This window comes from Chryseobacterium nakagawai, from assembly GCF_900637665.1.
Classification (GTDB): domain Bacteria; phylum Bacteroidota; class Bacteroidia; order Flavobacteriales; family Weeksellaceae; genus Chryseobacterium; species Chryseobacterium nakagawai.
Genome location: NZ_LR134386.1, coordinates 3246679 through 3262191, shown reverse-complemented (window position 1 = coordinate 3262191; position 15513 = coordinate 3246679). Strand labels below are relative to the sequence as shown.

The 15513-nt window shown below is 34.4% G+C and carries 15 protein-coding genes; all 15 read left to right on the top strand.

All coding sequences use genetic code 11. The features are described 5' to 3' along the window. Position 1: 1 nt before the first annotated feature. Complete coding sequence (locus EL260_RS14730) at positions 2-1150, top strand: class I SAM-dependent methyltransferase (RefSeq protein ID WP_123856069.1); 1149 nt, start codon at positions 2-4, stop codon at positions 1148-1150. 136 nt (positions 1151-1286) lie between these two features. Continuing rightward, positions 1287-1562, top strand: coding sequence for a hypothetical protein (locus EL260_RS14725; protein ID WP_123856068.1), 276 nt, complete (start codon positions 1287-1289; stop codon positions 1560-1562). Between the two features lie 170 nt (positions 1563-1732). After that, positions 1733-3112 carry a dipeptidase gene (locus EL260_RS14720; RefSeq protein WP_123856067.1) on the top strand — a complete coding sequence of 460 codons (1380 nt, stop codon included), beginning with the start codon at positions 1733-1735 and terminating at the stop codon, positions 3110-3112. A gap of 269 nt (positions 3113-3381) precedes the next feature. Beyond that, positions 3382-4299, top strand: a complete 918-nt coding sequence (locus tag EL260_RS14715) for a T9SS type A sorting domain-containing protein (RefSeq protein ID WP_123856066.1) — start codon at positions 3382-3384, stop codon at positions 4297-4299. 344 nt (positions 4300-4643) lie between these two features. Then, positions 4644-5543, top strand: coding sequence for a T9SS-dependent choice-of-anchor J family protein (locus EL260_RS14710; protein WP_123856065.1), 900 nt, complete (start codon positions 4644-4646; stop codon positions 5541-5543). Positions 5544-5622: 79 nt separating this feature from the next. Continuing rightward, positions 5623-6330, top strand: a complete 708-nt coding sequence (locus EL260_RS14705) for an SDR family oxidoreductase (protein ID WP_123856064.1) — start codon at positions 5623-5625, stop codon at positions 6328-6330. A gap of 149 nt (positions 6331-6479) precedes the next feature. Continuing rightward, entirely contained in the window at positions 6480-7226 is a 747-nt protein-coding gene (locus tag EL260_RS14700; RefSeq protein WP_065398045.1) for an electron transfer flavoprotein subunit beta/FixA family protein, read from the top strand. A 38-nt stretch (positions 7227-7264) separates the two neighbouring features. After that, positions 7265-8212, top strand: coding sequence for an electron transfer flavoprotein subunit alpha/FixB family protein (locus EL260_RS14695; RefSeq protein WP_123856063.1), 948 nt, complete (start codon positions 7265-7267; stop codon positions 8210-8212). Positions 8213-8393: 181 nt separating this feature from the next. After that, positions 8394-8993, top strand: coding sequence for a bifunctional nuclease family protein (locus tag EL260_RS14690; RefSeq protein WP_123856062.1), 600 nt, complete (start codon positions 8394-8396; stop codon positions 8991-8993). 20 nt (positions 8994-9013) lie between these two features. Beyond that, positions 9014-10396, top strand: a complete 1383-nt coding sequence (locus EL260_RS14685) for a nucleoside permease (protein WP_123856061.1) — start codon at positions 9014-9016, stop codon at positions 10394-10396. 297 nt (positions 10397-10693) lie between these two features. Next, on the top strand, positions 10694-11098 hold the full coding sequence (locus tag EL260_RS14680; RefSeq protein ID WP_123856060.1) for a hypothetical protein: 405 nt from the start codon (positions 10694-10696) through the stop codon (positions 11096-11098). A 1-nt stretch (position 11099) separates the two neighbouring features. Next, positions 11100-11507 carry a hypothetical protein gene (locus tag EL260_RS14675; RefSeq protein WP_123856059.1) on the top strand — a complete coding sequence of 136 codons (408 nt, stop codon included), beginning with the start codon at positions 11100-11102 and terminating at the stop codon, positions 11505-11507. Between the two features lie 57 nt (positions 11508-11564). Next, positions 11565-12743: an acetyl-CoA C-acyltransferase gene (locus EL260_RS14670; RefSeq protein WP_123856058.1), complete on the top strand. Its 1179-nt coding sequence runs from the start codon at positions 11565-11567 to the stop codon at positions 12741-12743. A 106-nt stretch (positions 12744-12849) separates the two neighbouring features. After that, the gene (locus tag EL260_RS14665) at positions 12850-14340 is read left to right on the top strand and encodes an MFS transporter (protein WP_123856057.1); all 1491 of its coding nucleotides are present in this window, start codon (positions 12850-12852) and stop codon (positions 14338-14340) included. A gap of 235 nt (positions 14341-14575) precedes the next feature. Continuing rightward, entirely contained in the window at positions 14576-15502 is a 927-nt protein-coding gene (locus EL260_RS14660; RefSeq protein WP_123856056.1) for a mevalonate kinase family protein, read from the top strand. Positions 15503-15513: the final 11 nt, after the last annotated feature.

Below are 15513 nucleotides of genomic sequence, written 5' to 3'. Positions count from 1 at the left end.
TGTGGGAAATATAATATTAAAACAGGACGTTCAAAACTATATCAATGCAAATCTAAAAACAGATCTGCACTCATTGTTATTGAAAAAATCTCCGTTTCCGGAGGTTTCTATGCAGGAGATTGTTCAGCAAATCAAAGGGAAACAAATAGCAGAAAAAAAGTTTCCATTCCTATTGAAAGAGGGTATTATCTTCCCTCCACAACTTAATATGGAGCAGTCATCCTCTGAAAAGACCGCTCTTTATAAATCCAAGATTTTAAAAGGCAAAAAATTTATTGATTTAACCAGCGGTTTTGGAATAGATGCTTATTATCTATCTCAAAACTTTGAAGATATTACTTTAATAGAGCAAAATACAGAGCTTTTAAAGATCGTTGAACACAATTGGACTGCTCTTGGAAAGAAAGCTAGGTTTATCAATCGGGAACTGGAAGATTTTTTGAACGAAAATCAGGAAAGATTTGACACAATTTATCTGGATCCGGCCCGAAGAGATCAAAATAAAAATAAAGTATTTCTCTTGGAGGATCTTTCCCCAAATATTCTTGAAATTCAGAAAAAATTATTGTCAATATCAGATCAGGTAATAATTAAATTATCTCCATTAATTGATCTGAAGTATCTTGTCTCTGTTTTGCCCAATATCTTCAGGATTGATATTATCGCACTTAAAAATGACGTAAAAGAGGTGGTGGTTTTCTTATCTGAGGAAAATAAAAATGAGATTATTTGCAACTGTATGAATCTTGAAAGTGAAGAATCTGCTTTTAGTTTCATGTTTGGGGCAGAAGAAATTGCCCAATCGGAGTATTCTGAACCTGAAAAATTCATTTATATTCCTAATAATACCATTTTAAAAGCTGGAATTTTTAATTTAATTACTGAAAAATTTGAGATTAAAAAACTGCATCCCAATACTCATATTTATACATCTCCTGAAAGGGTTTTAGATTTTCCTGGAAGAGTTTTTGAAATGGAAGCTATTGATTCTAAAAAGATTAAAAAGAAAGGTCAATATAATATCATTTCAAAAAACTACCCGTTAAAACCTGATGAAATCAAAAAGAAATATGGGCTGAAAGATGGTGGAAATGATTACCTTATTTTTACACAATCAAAAAAAGGGAAAATTATTTTAAAATCAGTGTAAAAATGTTGCCAAAAGAAACAGGATTTCTTAATTTTGGGCAATTAAAAATTAGAGCATGAAATCGCTCACTGTTTAGATATTCAAATAGAATGAAATAGTGCGGTTCCATATGACATTAAAAAAATAAATTTTACATATGAAAAAATTAGTTATATGTTTAGCCATTGCAACAGTAGCTGTAAGCTGTAAAAAAGTATCGGCTGGTGGAAATAAAGGTACTTTAAAGCTTGAAGAAGGAGTAGAAAGATATTCTGATGATGCACAGGGTGGAGAAGCTCATGGTACACATGAGGCTGCTGCTGAACACAAAGAAGAAACTGCAAAGCCTGAAGCTGCAGCCCCTAAAACAGATAGTACTGCTGCTACAAAGCCTGCTGAAACAAAAGAAGAGGCTCCAAAAGCTGGACACTAATTAATTAGTATACAATATAAAAATGCTCTGTCCCAAACAGGGCATTTTTTATTTTTAAAAATGACTGGTGGAGCAATCATCAGGAAATAATCTTTTTCTTTAGAAAATCCTGTGTTTTTACTTGGTCCAGCGGTGCATTTTTTTTAATTTTAACAAAATAAAATTTTACAATGCAAGAGACATTAAATTACATTAACGAAAACAAACAGCGTTTCGTGGATGAATTATTTGAGTTATTGAGAATCCCTTCTATTTCTGCAGATCCGGCATATAAAGATGATGTATTGAAGTGTGCGGATGTGTGCGCAGAATACCTTAGAAATGCAGGAGCAGATCATGTTGAAATATGTGAAACTAAAGGGTACCCTATCGTTTTCGGAGAAAAAATTATAGATGCAAACTTGCCAACGGTTTTAGTTTATGGTCATTATGACGTACAGCCGGCAGATCCACTAGAATTATGGAGAAAACCACCTTTCGAACCTTATATTGAGAAAACTGAACTTCACCCAGACGGAGCCATCTTCGCAAGAGGAGCTGCAGATGATAAAGGACAATTCTTTATGCACCTGAAAGCATTTGAAGCAATGATGAAAACAAATACGCTTCCTTGTAACGTTAAATTTATTCTGGAAGGTGAAGAAGAAGTAGGATCTGTAAGTTTAGGTGACTTTGTGAACGAAAACAAAGAAAAACTATCTTGTGATTGTATTTTGATTTCGGATACACATATCTATAGCAACGAGCAACCAACTGTAACCACAGGATTGAGAGGGTTAAGTTATGTAGAAGTAGAAGTGGAGGGACCAAACAGAGACCTGCACTCAGGGCTTTACGGTGGAGCAGTTCCAAACCCGATCCATGTATTGTCAAGAATGATTGCTAATCTTATCGATGAAGATGGTCATATTACAATTGATGGATTCTACGATAATGTTGAGATTGTATCTGATGCAGACAGAACAGAAATGAATAAACTGAAGGATAATCCTGAAGAATTCAAAAAGTCAATCGGATTAAGCAATATTGAAGGAGAGAAAGGATATACAACTCTAGAAAGAGCTTCTATTCGTCCTACTTTAGACTGTAATGGTATTTGGGGTGGATATACTGGAGAAGGAGCTAAAACAGTAATTCCTTCCAAAGCTTTTGCTAAAATTTCAATGCGTTTGGTTCCTTACCAGACTCCTGAAGAAATTACAGAAAAATTTACAAAATATTTCGAAAAAATTGCTCCTGATACGGTAAAGGTAAAAGTAACACCGCATCACGGAGGAATGCCTTACGTACTACAAAGCGATACCAAAGAGTTCTTAGCAGCTAAAAAAGCTATGGAAACTGCATTTGGTAAAGAAGTATTACCATATAGAAGTGGAGGAAGTATTCCAATTACCTCTATGTTTGAGAAGGTTTTAGGAGCTAAATCAGTATTGATGGGCTTCGGATTAGATTCTGATGCGATCCACTCTCCAAACGAGCACTATGGATTATTTAATTTCTATAAAGGAATTGAAAGTATTCCATTGTTTTTTGAAAATTATTCAAAATAAATATTGAACCCTATGATATTCAGATAAGGCACTTCTTGGAAGTGCCTTATTTCTTTTTATATGCTATTGGTCAATGAATTGAGATGAAAAATAATTCTTAAAAAAAGATTTTTTTGAAAAAACTTTATTTTGAATTTAATTAGAATAATAATAAAATACAGTTAATAATAAGTTAAATTCATTGATAATAAGAGCTTTATTTTTTATTTGTAGATAATTATTTCACTATTCAAGGAAAGTTTATATTTTTATTCCAAACTTGAAAACCAATGAAAAAAATTTACTCAATTGCATGCTCCTTATTGGCAGTATTCTTCTTTGCGCAACAAACGATTTCCTTTGAAGATAACGAAGGATTTATGATCGGAAATATTCACGGACAGGGCATGTGGATCAGTACTCCTACAGGAGGAAATCCTGAAAATGTTATCCATCAGACGATCAGTACGGATATTGCCACTGATGGAAGCAGCGCGCTGAAAATTGTCAGGGAATCTATGTATGGAGTCCAGACAGAACCTATTATTGGAGGATTTTATAATCTTGCAGCTCCACTTATCAGCTCCAACTTTTCAGTTTCATTTGATATTAATATGTCACAGTTCAGCGGATCAGTGTTTGGATTCCAGGGAGTAAATAATATGAATGAGCAAACGTTTGTAAGGGTTGATTTTGATAATACAGGAATAATAAACGTTTTAAATAAAGGAATTAATCCCCAGAATATGGTTGCTACTTCTGGATTATGGTCTCCCAATCAATGGTATAGAATAAAGGTTGTAGGGACAGCAATGGAAATCAGATATTATCTGAATGATATCTTGTTTTACACTGAAGCCAATACAAATTCTAATACAATGGATCAATTGCGGTTTGTACACAATAATGGGCTGGGAATGGCTTATTTTGATAATATTAAGATAAATGAAGAATTGGCACTGTCTGTAAAAGAAATAAAAGCGAATGTTAAAGCACTAACAGTATACCCCAACCCAGCGGTAGATATTATAAAAATAAATACTTCAGACCGTATAAAACGTATTGAAGTTTATGATCTCACAGGAAAAAAGATAAACATAACACTGAACGGGGATAAAATAGATGTAAGGGAGTTATCTTCTGGAACTTATTTGCTTAATATAGAGACAGAGGGACAAAATTTCACTAAAAAATTTATTAAAAAATAACTCTTAAGTGAATTTTAATTAGTAAAACGTCACTTTGGGGTGTTTTTTTGTTGATATGAAATCATATTTTTGAATTTTATTCATTGATTTTGTGCTTTTTTATGGGGGTATATTGAGATGTTAGTGTAAAAAAATAAAATTTATAAAAATGATACGTTTTACAATTACGAGTGTTTTTTTTATAACATTTTTTAAATTTTGTTTTAAATCGAATAATTTAAAGTATTAATCATTATGTTATTTTTATTGTGTTTTTGTTAGTTATTTGTTGAATTATCGTTTTTATTGTTGATTAATTGTTGGTTTTTGGTCTTATTTAGTATATTTAAGAAAAATAATTTAACATGAGAAGAATTTTACTATTGAGCGCATTTTTAGGATTAGCCTCTTTAAATGCACAAACAACAATTTTTGAAGACAGTTTTGAAACTTACACGGATTTTGCCTATACAACAGGAACAGTAGGTAACTGGACTTTAAGAGATTTAGATGGAAAACAATCCTATACTATTAATTTAGCAACTTTTCCAAATCAACAAATACCTAAAGCTTTTATAGTTTTTAACAAAGCTGGTATTGTGCCGGCTCCTGCTGCTACTGCAACTCAGTTTAATGCAAAAACAGGAAACAAAGTGATGGCTTGTTTTGATGTGTCAAGCCCAGCTCCTCTAGTGAATAATGACTGGTTAATTAGTCCTAAATTTACTTTAGGATCTAGCGGGAATAATGTAAGCTTTTGGGCTAAATCAATAAATGAATTATATGGTGCAGAAAAGTTTAATGTTTATGTTTCAACAACAGATACACAGACCACAAGTTTTACAAAACTTAATGCAAGTACGATAGTAACACCGTCTGTTGTAGAATGGAATCAGCATACTTTTAATTTAGATGCTTACTCTGGACAGGCTGTTTATTTTGCCATACAATGTGTATCAGATGACCAGTTTGCTCTGTTAATCGATGATTTTAAAGTAACTACAACAGGAACGTTAGCCACTTCTGAAGTATCCAAAAAAGCTTCTTCAGCGTCGTCTGTTTACCCAAATCCTGTATCTGATGTTCTTAATATTAAATCTAAAGAAAAAGTAAACGGAATTGAAATCTATGATATCAGCGGAAGAAAAGTATCAGCCGATCTAGATGGAGATAAAGTAAATACTAAAAACCTGAATCCGGGAAGTTATATTATCAACATTGAAACAAAAGAAGGTAAAACTACCGAGAAATTTATTAAAAAATAATACCTGATAAATGTTAGTATCAGTAAAACGCTCCAATTGGAGCGTTTTTGTTATTTTAGAGAAATAAATTTTAAACAGGATGTTAAAACATAAAACAGCATATATAACAGGAGGAACCAAAGGAGTAGGTTTTGGAATTGCTAAGATTTTGCTTGAAAATGGAATTTCAGTAGCATTTTCGGGAAGGCAGAAAGAAGATGTCATGAGAGCTGAAGATGAACTTAAGCAATATTCACCTAATGTTTTGGGAGTTGTTTCTGATGTGAGAAGCCTGGAAAGCGAAACCGAAGCAGTACAATGTGTTATTGAAAAATTTGGGAGATTAGATTATGTGATTGCCAACGCTGGACTGGGCATATTTAAGCCTGTAGATGAGCTGTCTGCAGAAGAATGGAATGATATGATAGAAACCAATCTTACCGGTGTTTTTTATACTTTAAAAGCTTCAGTAGAAGAACTAAAAAAAACAGAAGGATACTATATTACTATTTCAAGTCTTGCAGGCGCTAATTTCTTTGAAAACGGGACAGGTTATAATGCTTCAAAGTTTGGAGTGGTAGGGTTTACCCAGGCTGCTATGATCGATTTAAGAAAATACAATATCAAATCTACTGTAATTATGCCAGGGTCAGTGGCTACTTATTTTAATGGAAATAAACCTTCAGAAAAAGATAACTGGAAGATTCAACCTGAAGATATGGGGAATCTTGTATTGGATATTTTAAAGATGAATTCAAGAGTTTTGCCTAGTAAAATTGAGTTTAGAGCAACAAATCCAGGTAAATAAGTACTTCTGATGTATTGAATAATAATTTAATAAGTATTATGCATGCATAATATATTTTTTATTTATATTAGCAAAAATTAATTCAAACAAAATCTCTGCATAAACTGTCATGATTTTATGCCTAAAAGAGAAAAAATAAAATAGTACACATGAAAATATTAGTTTGTATTAGTAGTGTTCCGGATACTACTTCCAAAATTAACTTTACAGCAGATAAATCTGCTTTCGACAAAAACGGAATTCAGTGGGTAATCAACCCGCTAGATGAATTTGCGCTAACAAAAGCGGTTAAACTTCAGGAATCTCAGGGAGCAACTGTAACAGTAATCAACGTAGGGGATGCTGCTACAGAACCTGTAATCAGAAAAGCATTAGCAATTGGTGCTAATGATGCAGTAAGAGTAAACCTTGATCCAAAGGATAGCTATTCTACAGCAAAAGAAATTGCTGCTGTAGCACAAAACGGAGGATATGATTTGATCCTTTGTGGTAAAGAATCTATTGATTATAACGGGGGTTCTGTACCAGGAATGGTTGCTCAATTATTGAATCAGCCTTTCGTAAATGCATCTGTAGGATTAGATGTAAACGGAAGTGAAGCTACTGCAGTAAGAGAAATAGAAGGCGGTAAAGAAACTATTTCAGTTAAGTTACCGGCAATTATTGCAGGTCAGAAAGGGTTGGTAGACGAAAAAGATCTTATTATTCCAAATATGAGAGGAATTATGTCTGCAAGAACAAAACCTTTGCAGGTGGTAGAGCCTACTTCTTCAGAAGTTAAAGTTCAGGGAGTATCTTATGACAGCGTTCCACCAAGAGCTGCTGTGAAAATGGTTTCTCCGGACAATCTGGATGAATTGGTAAGATTACTTCACGAAGAAGCTAAAGTGATCTAATCCTAATCCTTTAATTTTTAATCTTTAAATTTAAGAAAATGGCAGTATTCGTATACGCAGAAAATATAAATGGAGTTTACAAAAAAGCAGCTTTTGAAGCAGTTTCTTATGCTAAAGCTGTTGCAGATAAAGCAGGAGATACCGTTACGGCAATCTCTGTAAACCCTACTGATTCTTCAGATTTATTATACAAATATGGAGCATCAAACGTTATCAATATCAAAGACGAAGGTCTTAAAAACTTCTCAGCAAAAGCATTTGCACAGGCTGTAAGTGAAGTAGCTGACGGAAATATTATCGTTTTTCCTCACACTACAGATGCTTCTTCAGTAGCACCAATGTTAGCCGTAATGAAGAATTACTCTTTAATTACTAATGTATTGGAAGCTCCGGAAAGCCTTTCTCCATTCCAGGTGAAGAGAAGAGCTTTCTCAGGAAAAGGTTTTATGCATGCAAAAGCTGAAGGAAACGGAGTCATTGTTACTGTTTCTCAAAATGCTTTTGGTGTTAAAGAAAACGCTGTTTCAGGTTCAGAAGAAGTGAAGAACTTATCAGTAGCTAATGAAGATACTAAAGTAATTTCTCACGAACAAAGTTCAGGTAAACTGGATCTTAAGGAAGCTGAAGTTGTTGTTTCTGCAGGTAGAGGGATGAAAGGTCCTGAAAACTGGGGAATGATCGAAGATTTAGCCAATGTGTTAGGAGCTGCTACAGCTTGTTCTAAGCCGGTTTCTGACATTGGATGGAGACCTCACACAGAACACGTAGGGCAAACTGGGAAAGCAATTTCTCCGAACCTTTACATTGCTGTGGGTATTTCTGGAGCAATTCAGCATTTAGCTGGAGTAAACTCTTCAAAAACGATTGTAGTAATCAATAGTGATCCTGAAGCACCATTCTTCAAGTCTGCTGATTATGGAGTAGTAGGAGATGCTTTCCAGATTATTCCTGCTCTAACAGAGAAAATTAAGGCAATTAAAGGATAAAATTTAATGGTGAATAGTCAATTCGCTTTGTTAGTTAATTTTTAATCATTCACTTGCAACGCAAAATTCACGATTGACCATTGACAATCACATACAGTACAATAAAAGCTCGGCTTTCCGGGCTTTTATTTTTGTCTAAAAAAGTGAAATCACAACAAAAAATTAATCTATATTTGTAGCTATGGATTATAAGCAGCTAATTATTCGCGGAATATCGTACAGTCAGACCCAATCTGGGGCGTACGCATTGTTACTGGAGCATGAGGAAACACACATAAAATTACCTGTTGTTATAGGAAATTTCGAAGCTCAATCTATCTCTCTTGGACTGGAAAAAGACATCCATCCACCGCGGCCACTTACCCACGACTTATTCTCAAAATTTATCGTTTCAACCAATTATGAGTTGGTTTCTGTAATCATTTACCAGATTGTAGATGGGGTATTCTTTTCAAATATCAACTTTAAAAATAAAGCAACTGAAGAAGAACTGATCCTTGATGCAAGAACTTCTGATGCTGTGGCTATGGCTGTAAGATTCGATGCACCTATCTTTACCACACAGCAGGTTTTAAATGAGGCCGGAATCTTATTGGAGCTGGAAGATGTATCAAGAGAAGAGCAGACTTTTTCAGAAACAGTCCAGACTGAAGATAACTTAAAATCCCTTTCTATGGAAGAACTTCAGAAGTTGCTGGATGATGCCGTTAAAGAAGAAGATTATGATACCGCCCTTGAAATTCAAGAAGAAATCAAGAGGAGGAAAAAGAAAATTGACTAAAAGAGATACTTTATATAAAAATGAATTTAAAATTACGACTGACCATCCTCAGTTTTCTCCAGTTTTTTGTGTGGGGAGCATGGCTGATTACGATGGCGAACTTCTGGTTTGGTACTAAACATTGGGAAGGAACACAGTTTGGAGCTGTTTTCGGAACAATGGGAATTGCTTCTATTTTTATGCCAACCATTACTGGGATTATTGCTGACCGTTGGGTAAATGCCGAGCGTATATTTTCAGTATTACATATTCTTTACGGGGCTATGCTTTTCATATTGCCGCATTCTGCAGATCCTAATTCTTTCTTTTCGGTGATGCTTGTTGCAATGTGTTTCTATATGCCTACTATTGCTTTGGCTAATTCAATTTCCTACACTATTCTAAAGAATAATAATATGGATGTAGTGAAAGATTTCCCGCCAATCCGAGTATGGGGTACTATTGGCTTTATTGTAGCCATGTGGATCACTAACCTTAGTGGAAACAAAGCAACAGAAGGACAATTTTATATTGGAGGAGCAGTAGCTATATTCTTAGGAATTTACGCCCTTACTTTACCAAAATGTCCACCACAAAAGCTGATTGATAAAAGTTCACCTTTATCAGAACAATTAGGTTTAAATGCCTTCAAGCTTTTTGGAAACTATAAAATGGCATTATTCTTCTTATTTTCCATGCTTTTGGGAGCGGCTCTTCAGTTAACAAATGCTTACGGAGATGTTTTCTTAAGTGAATTTGCTCACTTCCCGAAATACGCTGATTCATTTGTAGTACAAAGATCTACAATCATTATGTCTATTTCCCAGGTTTCTGAAACCCTGTTTATTTTGGCAATTCCTTTCTTTTTGAAGAAATTTGGGATCAAAAAAGTAATGTTGATGTCCATGCTGGCATGGGTTTTAAGATTCGGTTTCTTTGCTTATGGAGTGCCGGATGGTTTCGGTTTATCCTTAATTATCCTTTCATGTATTGTATACGGAATGGCCTTTGACTTCTTTAATATTTCAGGTTCCCTTTTCGTAGAGACTACGACAGATAAAAATATCCGTTCTTCCGCGCAGGGATTGTTTATGATGATGACCAATGGCTTTGGGGCTGTTTTTGGAAGTTATATCGCAGGATGGGCTATAGATAAGTTCTTTACCTATAAGTTTACAACAGCTACAGATTTATCTACTTATTTGGAGACAACTCCTGATAACCCTACGTTTTTGGAGATTTTGAAAAACAGCTTCAATGCGGCAGTAAACTCTGATGGTACGCTTTCCTCTGTTGTTATGGTCAAAGACTGGCAGCAGATATGGTTATCATTTGCCATCTATTCATTGGTTCTTGCTATATTTTTTGCTGTATTATTCAAGCATAAACATAAGCCTGAAGATGTCTCTTCCGTGAGCCACTAATTCAAATAATAATAAAACAATATAAAATTGCACTTTCCATAAGAAAGTGCAATTTTTTTATTTTAAATCAATTCATTAGTAAGCTAAACCGTTGATAAGCATAAAAGGTGATTTGGAAATTACTATAACGTTCATATGTTGTTTTTAATTCGTTAATATAATTGATGTATTATTGAGAAATATGTAATATTAAAAGTAATTTATTGTAACTAATGACTGTTAGGGAATGAAAATGGATGTTTGATGCCAGATGATTTGAAAATGTGTTTTTTTTTGTATTTTGGCACTTTAGTAAATATGAAAAATATTCAATTATTAGGATTGTTATTAGTGGTGGTAGGGAGTTTTCTGCCTTTGGTACATGTACCTATTATAGGAAACTGGAATTATTGGAAACTAGACCATTATTTAGCCATTACATGCTGGATTTTTGCTGCATGTGCCGTTTTTGGAATTGTCAATAACAGTGCGAAAATCGTAAGGTTTTTTGGATTTCTGCTTATTCTTTTATTTGCATTCACTTTAGTTGCCGTTAAATTACAGTCCTTAGATTACTTCAGTTTTTTACCTTTTAAATCCTGGAGAGAGACTTTTGCAGGAATTGTAAAGATAAAATGGGGGTGGGTAGTAGAATTTTTAGGAGCCTTTCTGATGGTTTTTGCAGGAAATAATAAACAAGTAAATCAACGAACTCAAATATAATATGAACTTTTTAAAAGTATTTTTAGCTGGGATGTTGTTGATGGCTATACAGGTCAAGTCTCAGCAGGCAGTACAGAAAAAACCGGATAACCCGACTAAATGTGTGAATATAAAAGAGGGTAAATTTCTGAGAGCTAATTATCCGGAAGGTATATGGCATATGATAATAAAGGATAATATTCAGACCGAATATTCTAATAATGGGAAAGACTATATAAAATCTACATTGGTTTTCCTGGACGATTGCAATTATAAATCGATTGTTATGGAAAAGTCGGATAAGAATGATCCTATACAGGTTGGAGATGTTTTCAGCAATAAAGTGTTGGCAACTCAGGGCAACCTTTTGAAGATCAATACAAAGATTTCAGGGTCGGAATTTAATGTTGTCTATATAAAAACAAAATAAATTTAATTATAAATATGAAACTTAGGTTTCATTTTAGCTAAAATAAAAATTATATACATGAAAGAAGTATTCATTGTTTCTGCAGTAAGAACACCTATGGGTAGTTTTATGGGTAGTTTATCAACAGTTCCGGCTACTAAATTAGGAGCTACTGCTGTAAAAGGAGCATTAGATAAAATTGGTTTAGATCCTGCTAATGTTCAGGAGATTTATATGGGGAATGTGCTACAGGCAGGAGAAGGACAAGCGCCGGCTCGTCAGGTAGCTTTAGGAGCTGGTCTTTCTATTAATACTCCTTCCACTACTGTCAATAAAGTATGTGCTTCAGGAATGAAGGCTGTAACAATGGCTGCACAAGCAATCAAAGCTGGTGATGCGGAAGTAATTGTTGCAGGGGGTATGGAAAATATGTCTTTGGTTCCTCACTATTATAACGCAAGAGTAGCTACAAAGCTGGGAGATATTAAAATGCAGGATGGTATGGTGTTGGACGGTCTTACAGACGTATACAACAAAGTACATATGGGAGTATGCGCAGAAAAATGTGCAGCTGACTACAGCATTAAAAGAGAAGATCAGGATAACTTCGCTATAGAATCTTATAAAAGATCTGCAAAAGCTTGGAGCGAAGGAAAATTCAACGATGAAATCGTACCGGTTTCTATTCCTCAGAGAAAAGGAGAGCCTGTAATCTTTGCTGAAGACGAAGAGTACAAAGCGGTAAATTTCGACAGAATTACAACACTTCCTACAGTTTTCAAAAAAGAAGAAGGAACGGTAACAGCAGCTAATGCATCTACATTGAATGATGGAGCTTCTGCACTAATCCTTGTTTCTAAAGAGAAAATGGAAGAATTAGGCTTGAAACCATTAGCAAAGATCGTTTCTTACGCTGATGCGGCACAAGAACCTGAAAACTTTACAACTGCTCCGGCTAAGGCATTACCTATTGCCCTTAAAAAAGCAGGATTAGAAGTATCAGATATCGATTTCTTTGAGTTTAATGAAGCTTTTTCAGTAGTAGGATTAGCTAACAATAAAATCTTAGGATTAGACGCTTCTAAAGTAAATGTAAACGGTGGAGCAGTAGCATTAGGACATCCGCTTGGAAGTTCAGGTTCAAGAATCATTGTTACTTTGATCAATGTATTGAAGCAAAATAATGCTAAATACGGTGCTGCAGCAATCTGCAACGGCGGTGGTGGAGCTTCTGCAATCGTGATTGAAAATATCTAATATTCTGTTTCAGAATACATTACCATTAAGGAATCGATAATTTTTTTAAAATCTTATCCATTTCTTAATGGTTTTTCTATTTTTGTGCTACTAATATTTATTTGAAATGTCTGAAACTGAGAATCGACAACCCAACAACATAAAGAATAATCCAAAGATTATGAAAGCCTGGGCAGTATACGACTGGGCAAACTCTGTGTATTCCCTGGTGATTACTTCCACCATTTTTCCCATTTATTACTCTATTCTTACCACAGCGTATGAGAAGAAGGAATATGTGACGGAAACAAAAAGATGGATTGATGTCCCGGTAAGGCACGCCATTAAAATTTTCGGAAACGAATATCAGCCGGATGCAGTATATGGATACTCACTAACAATATCATTCTTTATTGTTGTATTACTGTCTCCATTTTTATCTTCATTGGCGGATACTATTGGAAATAAAAAATCATTCCTGCAGTTTTTCTGTTATCTGGGAGCAACATCATGTATGGGATTAGCAATGTTTACGGGAATGCATAATGTATTTCTGGGGCTTTTATTCAGTATTACAGCGAGTGTCGGTTTCTGGGGGAGTTTGGTGTTTTATAACTCATTCCTTCCGGATATTGCAACACCGGACAGGCAAGATGCACTTTCTGCAAAAGGATATGTGTATGGATATATCGGCTCTGTAGTTTTAGTGGTATTGTGTTTGGTGCTGATTCAGGTTTTTGCTAAAGGAGCAGCACAACAGTTGCTATTTACAAGAATCAGCTTCCTGTTGACTGGAGCATGGTGGTTTGGGTTTTCTCAATATACCTTCAAGCACCTTCCTCAATTTGGAGATGTTAAAGATAAACTTCCTAAAGATCTTGTGTTATTAAATTATAAAAATATCTTCAAAAAGCACGAAGAACAAGGCGGGTTCTTTGAAGTATTAAAAGATAATATGAGCTTTTACAAGGATATTGCCAAAGAAAGCTTTCATGAATTGTTTAAAGTAGGAGGCGAGCTATTCAAAGACAGAAATCTGAAGTTTTTCTTATCAAGTTTCTTCTTTTACAGTGTAGGAATGCAGACGATTTTCCTTATGGCAACCTTATTTGGAAAAAGTGAAATCAATTTAGCTCAGGATAAACTTATCGGAACTCTTTTGGTGATCCAGATTGAAGCTATTATCGGAGCCGTAATTTTCTCAAGATTATCCAAAAGAATAGGAAACAAAAACGTTATTTCAATTGCTATCTTCCTATGGATTGTAGCTTGTTTATGGGCTTATTTCTTAAATAAAGAAAATCCAACCGTAGAATATCAATTCTATGGAGTAGCAGCAGTAGTAGGATTGGTAATGGGAGGTCTTCAGGCAATGTCCAGATCTACATATTCAAAATTACTTCCGGAAAATTCCATGGAAAATACAACGTATTTCAGTTTCTATGATGTATTGGAAAAGATTGCCATTATCATTGGTACATTTATTTTTGCAACGTTAATTGAGCATTTTAATAATATGCGAATTGCAGCCTTGTCCATGACCTTATTCTTCGGTGCAGGATTGATATTGATCCGATTTCTGAAGGTGAAAATGAGAAAAGACAGAGAAACATTATAAAAAGTAAAAGGCGTTATTTTTAACGTCTTTTTTTATTTTTTAACTTAATATTAATTGCCATTCAAAAAATAGGATTGATTATAAATTAAAGAGGAAATGTTACAAATCTCAAGCTTTTTTCGTATTTTTATATAACAATAGTGAGAGGCAGAACTAAAAAACGGAGAATTCGGTCCGGGTTTTGCTTATATTCAGCGGAATAATTTTTAACTTTGCAAAAAGATTTATTGTCAATATGACCAACCCTTTATTTTATGCAAAAATAATCCTGTTTGGAGAATACGGAATGATTGAAGATTCCCAGGGGCTTGTAGTACCTTACAGCTTCTACAAAGGAACTTTAAAATTTTCAGATCTGGCTTCAGAATTTGAACTTAATTCAAACAGACATCTGCAGAAATACTCAGACTTTCTTACAACGCTTGATCTTTCTGATGATTTTACATTGGATATTGAAAGCTTCAAAAAAGATATTGCAGACGGACTTTTCTTTGATTCCAATATTCCACAGGGATATGGTGTAGGAAGTTCAGGCGCTTTAGTGGCTGCTATTTTTGAAAAATATTCGATTAGCAAACTGAATCCAGATAATATATCAAAAGATAATCTTAAAAAACTAAAGGCGGTTTTTGGTGAAATGGAAAGTTATTTCCATGGGAAAAGTTCAGGAATGGATCCGTTGATCTGTTACATGAACCTGCCAATTCTCATCGAGAACAAAGAAAATTTAGACAGGGTATCAATTCCTGAAGGACAAGAAGGGAAAGGAGCTATTTTTCTGATTGATTCCGGAATTACAGGAGAGACAGGACCTATGATTCAGATTTTCTTTGAAAAAATGAAGACAGAAGGGTTCCGTAAAACATTGAAAGAAGAATTCATCCGTTACAACAATGCTTGTATAGAAGCTTTCCTTAAAAAAGACATGAATCCATTCTTCAGAAATCTTAAAAAGCTTTCTCACTGGGCGTATGAACATTTCCGTCCAATGATCCCTGAAAGCATTTTTAATATCTGGAAAAAAGGTCTGGATTCCAACGCTTATTACTTAAAACTCTGCGGAAGTGGTGGTGGTGGCTACATTTTAGGTTTTACTCAGGATTATGAGAAAGCTGAAAAAATGCTTGACGGCTTCCAAAAAGAAGTGATTTACAGATTTTAAACAGGTTGGAA

Coding starts and splice junctions, on each gene's coding strand:
- EL260_RS14725 (WP_123856068.1), top strand. CDS start 1,287: ATGAAAAAATTAGTTATATGTTTAGCCATTGCAACAGTAGCTGTAAGC.
- EL260_RS14720 (WP_123856067.1), top strand. CDS start 1,733: ATGCAAGAGACATTAAATTACATTAACGAAAACAAACAGCGTTTCGTG.
- EL260_RS14715 (WP_123856066.1), top strand. CDS start 3,382: ATGAAAAAAATTTACTCAATTGCATGCTCCTTATTGGCAGTATTCTTC.
- EL260_RS14710 (WP_123856065.1), top strand. CDS start 4,644: ATGAGAAGAATTTTACTATTGAGCGCATTTTTAGGATTAGCCTCTTTA.
- EL260_RS14705 (WP_123856064.1), top strand. CDS start 5,623: ATGTTAAAACATAAAACAGCATATATAACAGGAGGAACCAAAGGAGTA.
- EL260_RS14700 (WP_065398045.1), top strand. CDS start 6,480: ATGAAAATATTAGTTTGTATTAGTAGTGTTCCGGATACTACTTCCAAA.
- EL260_RS14695 (WP_123856063.1), top strand. CDS start 7,265: ATGGCAGTATTCGTATACGCAGAAAATATAAATGGAGTTTACAAAAAA.
- EL260_RS14690 (WP_123856062.1), top strand. CDS start 8,394: ATGGATTATAAGCAGCTAATTATTCGCGGAATATCGTACAGTCAGACC.
- EL260_RS14685 (WP_123856061.1), top strand. CDS start 9,014: ATGAATTTAAAATTACGACTGACCATCCTCAGTTTTCTCCAGTTTTTT.
- EL260_RS14680 (WP_123856060.1), top strand. CDS start 10,694: ATGAAAAATATTCAATTATTAGGATTGTTATTAGTGGTGGTAGGGAGT.
- EL260_RS14675 (WP_123856059.1), top strand. CDS start 11,100: ATGAACTTTTTAAAAGTATTTTTAGCTGGGATGTTGTTGATGGCTATA.
- EL260_RS14670 (WP_123856058.1), top strand. CDS start 11,565: ATGAAAGAAGTATTCATTGTTTCTGCAGTAAGAACACCTATGGGTAGT.
- EL260_RS14665 (WP_123856057.1), top strand. CDS start 12,850: ATGTCTGAAACTGAGAATCGACAACCCAACAACATAAAGAATAATCCA.
- EL260_RS14660 (WP_123856056.1), top strand. CDS start 14,576: ATGACCAACCCTTTATTTTATGCAAAAATAATCCTGTTTGGAGAATAC.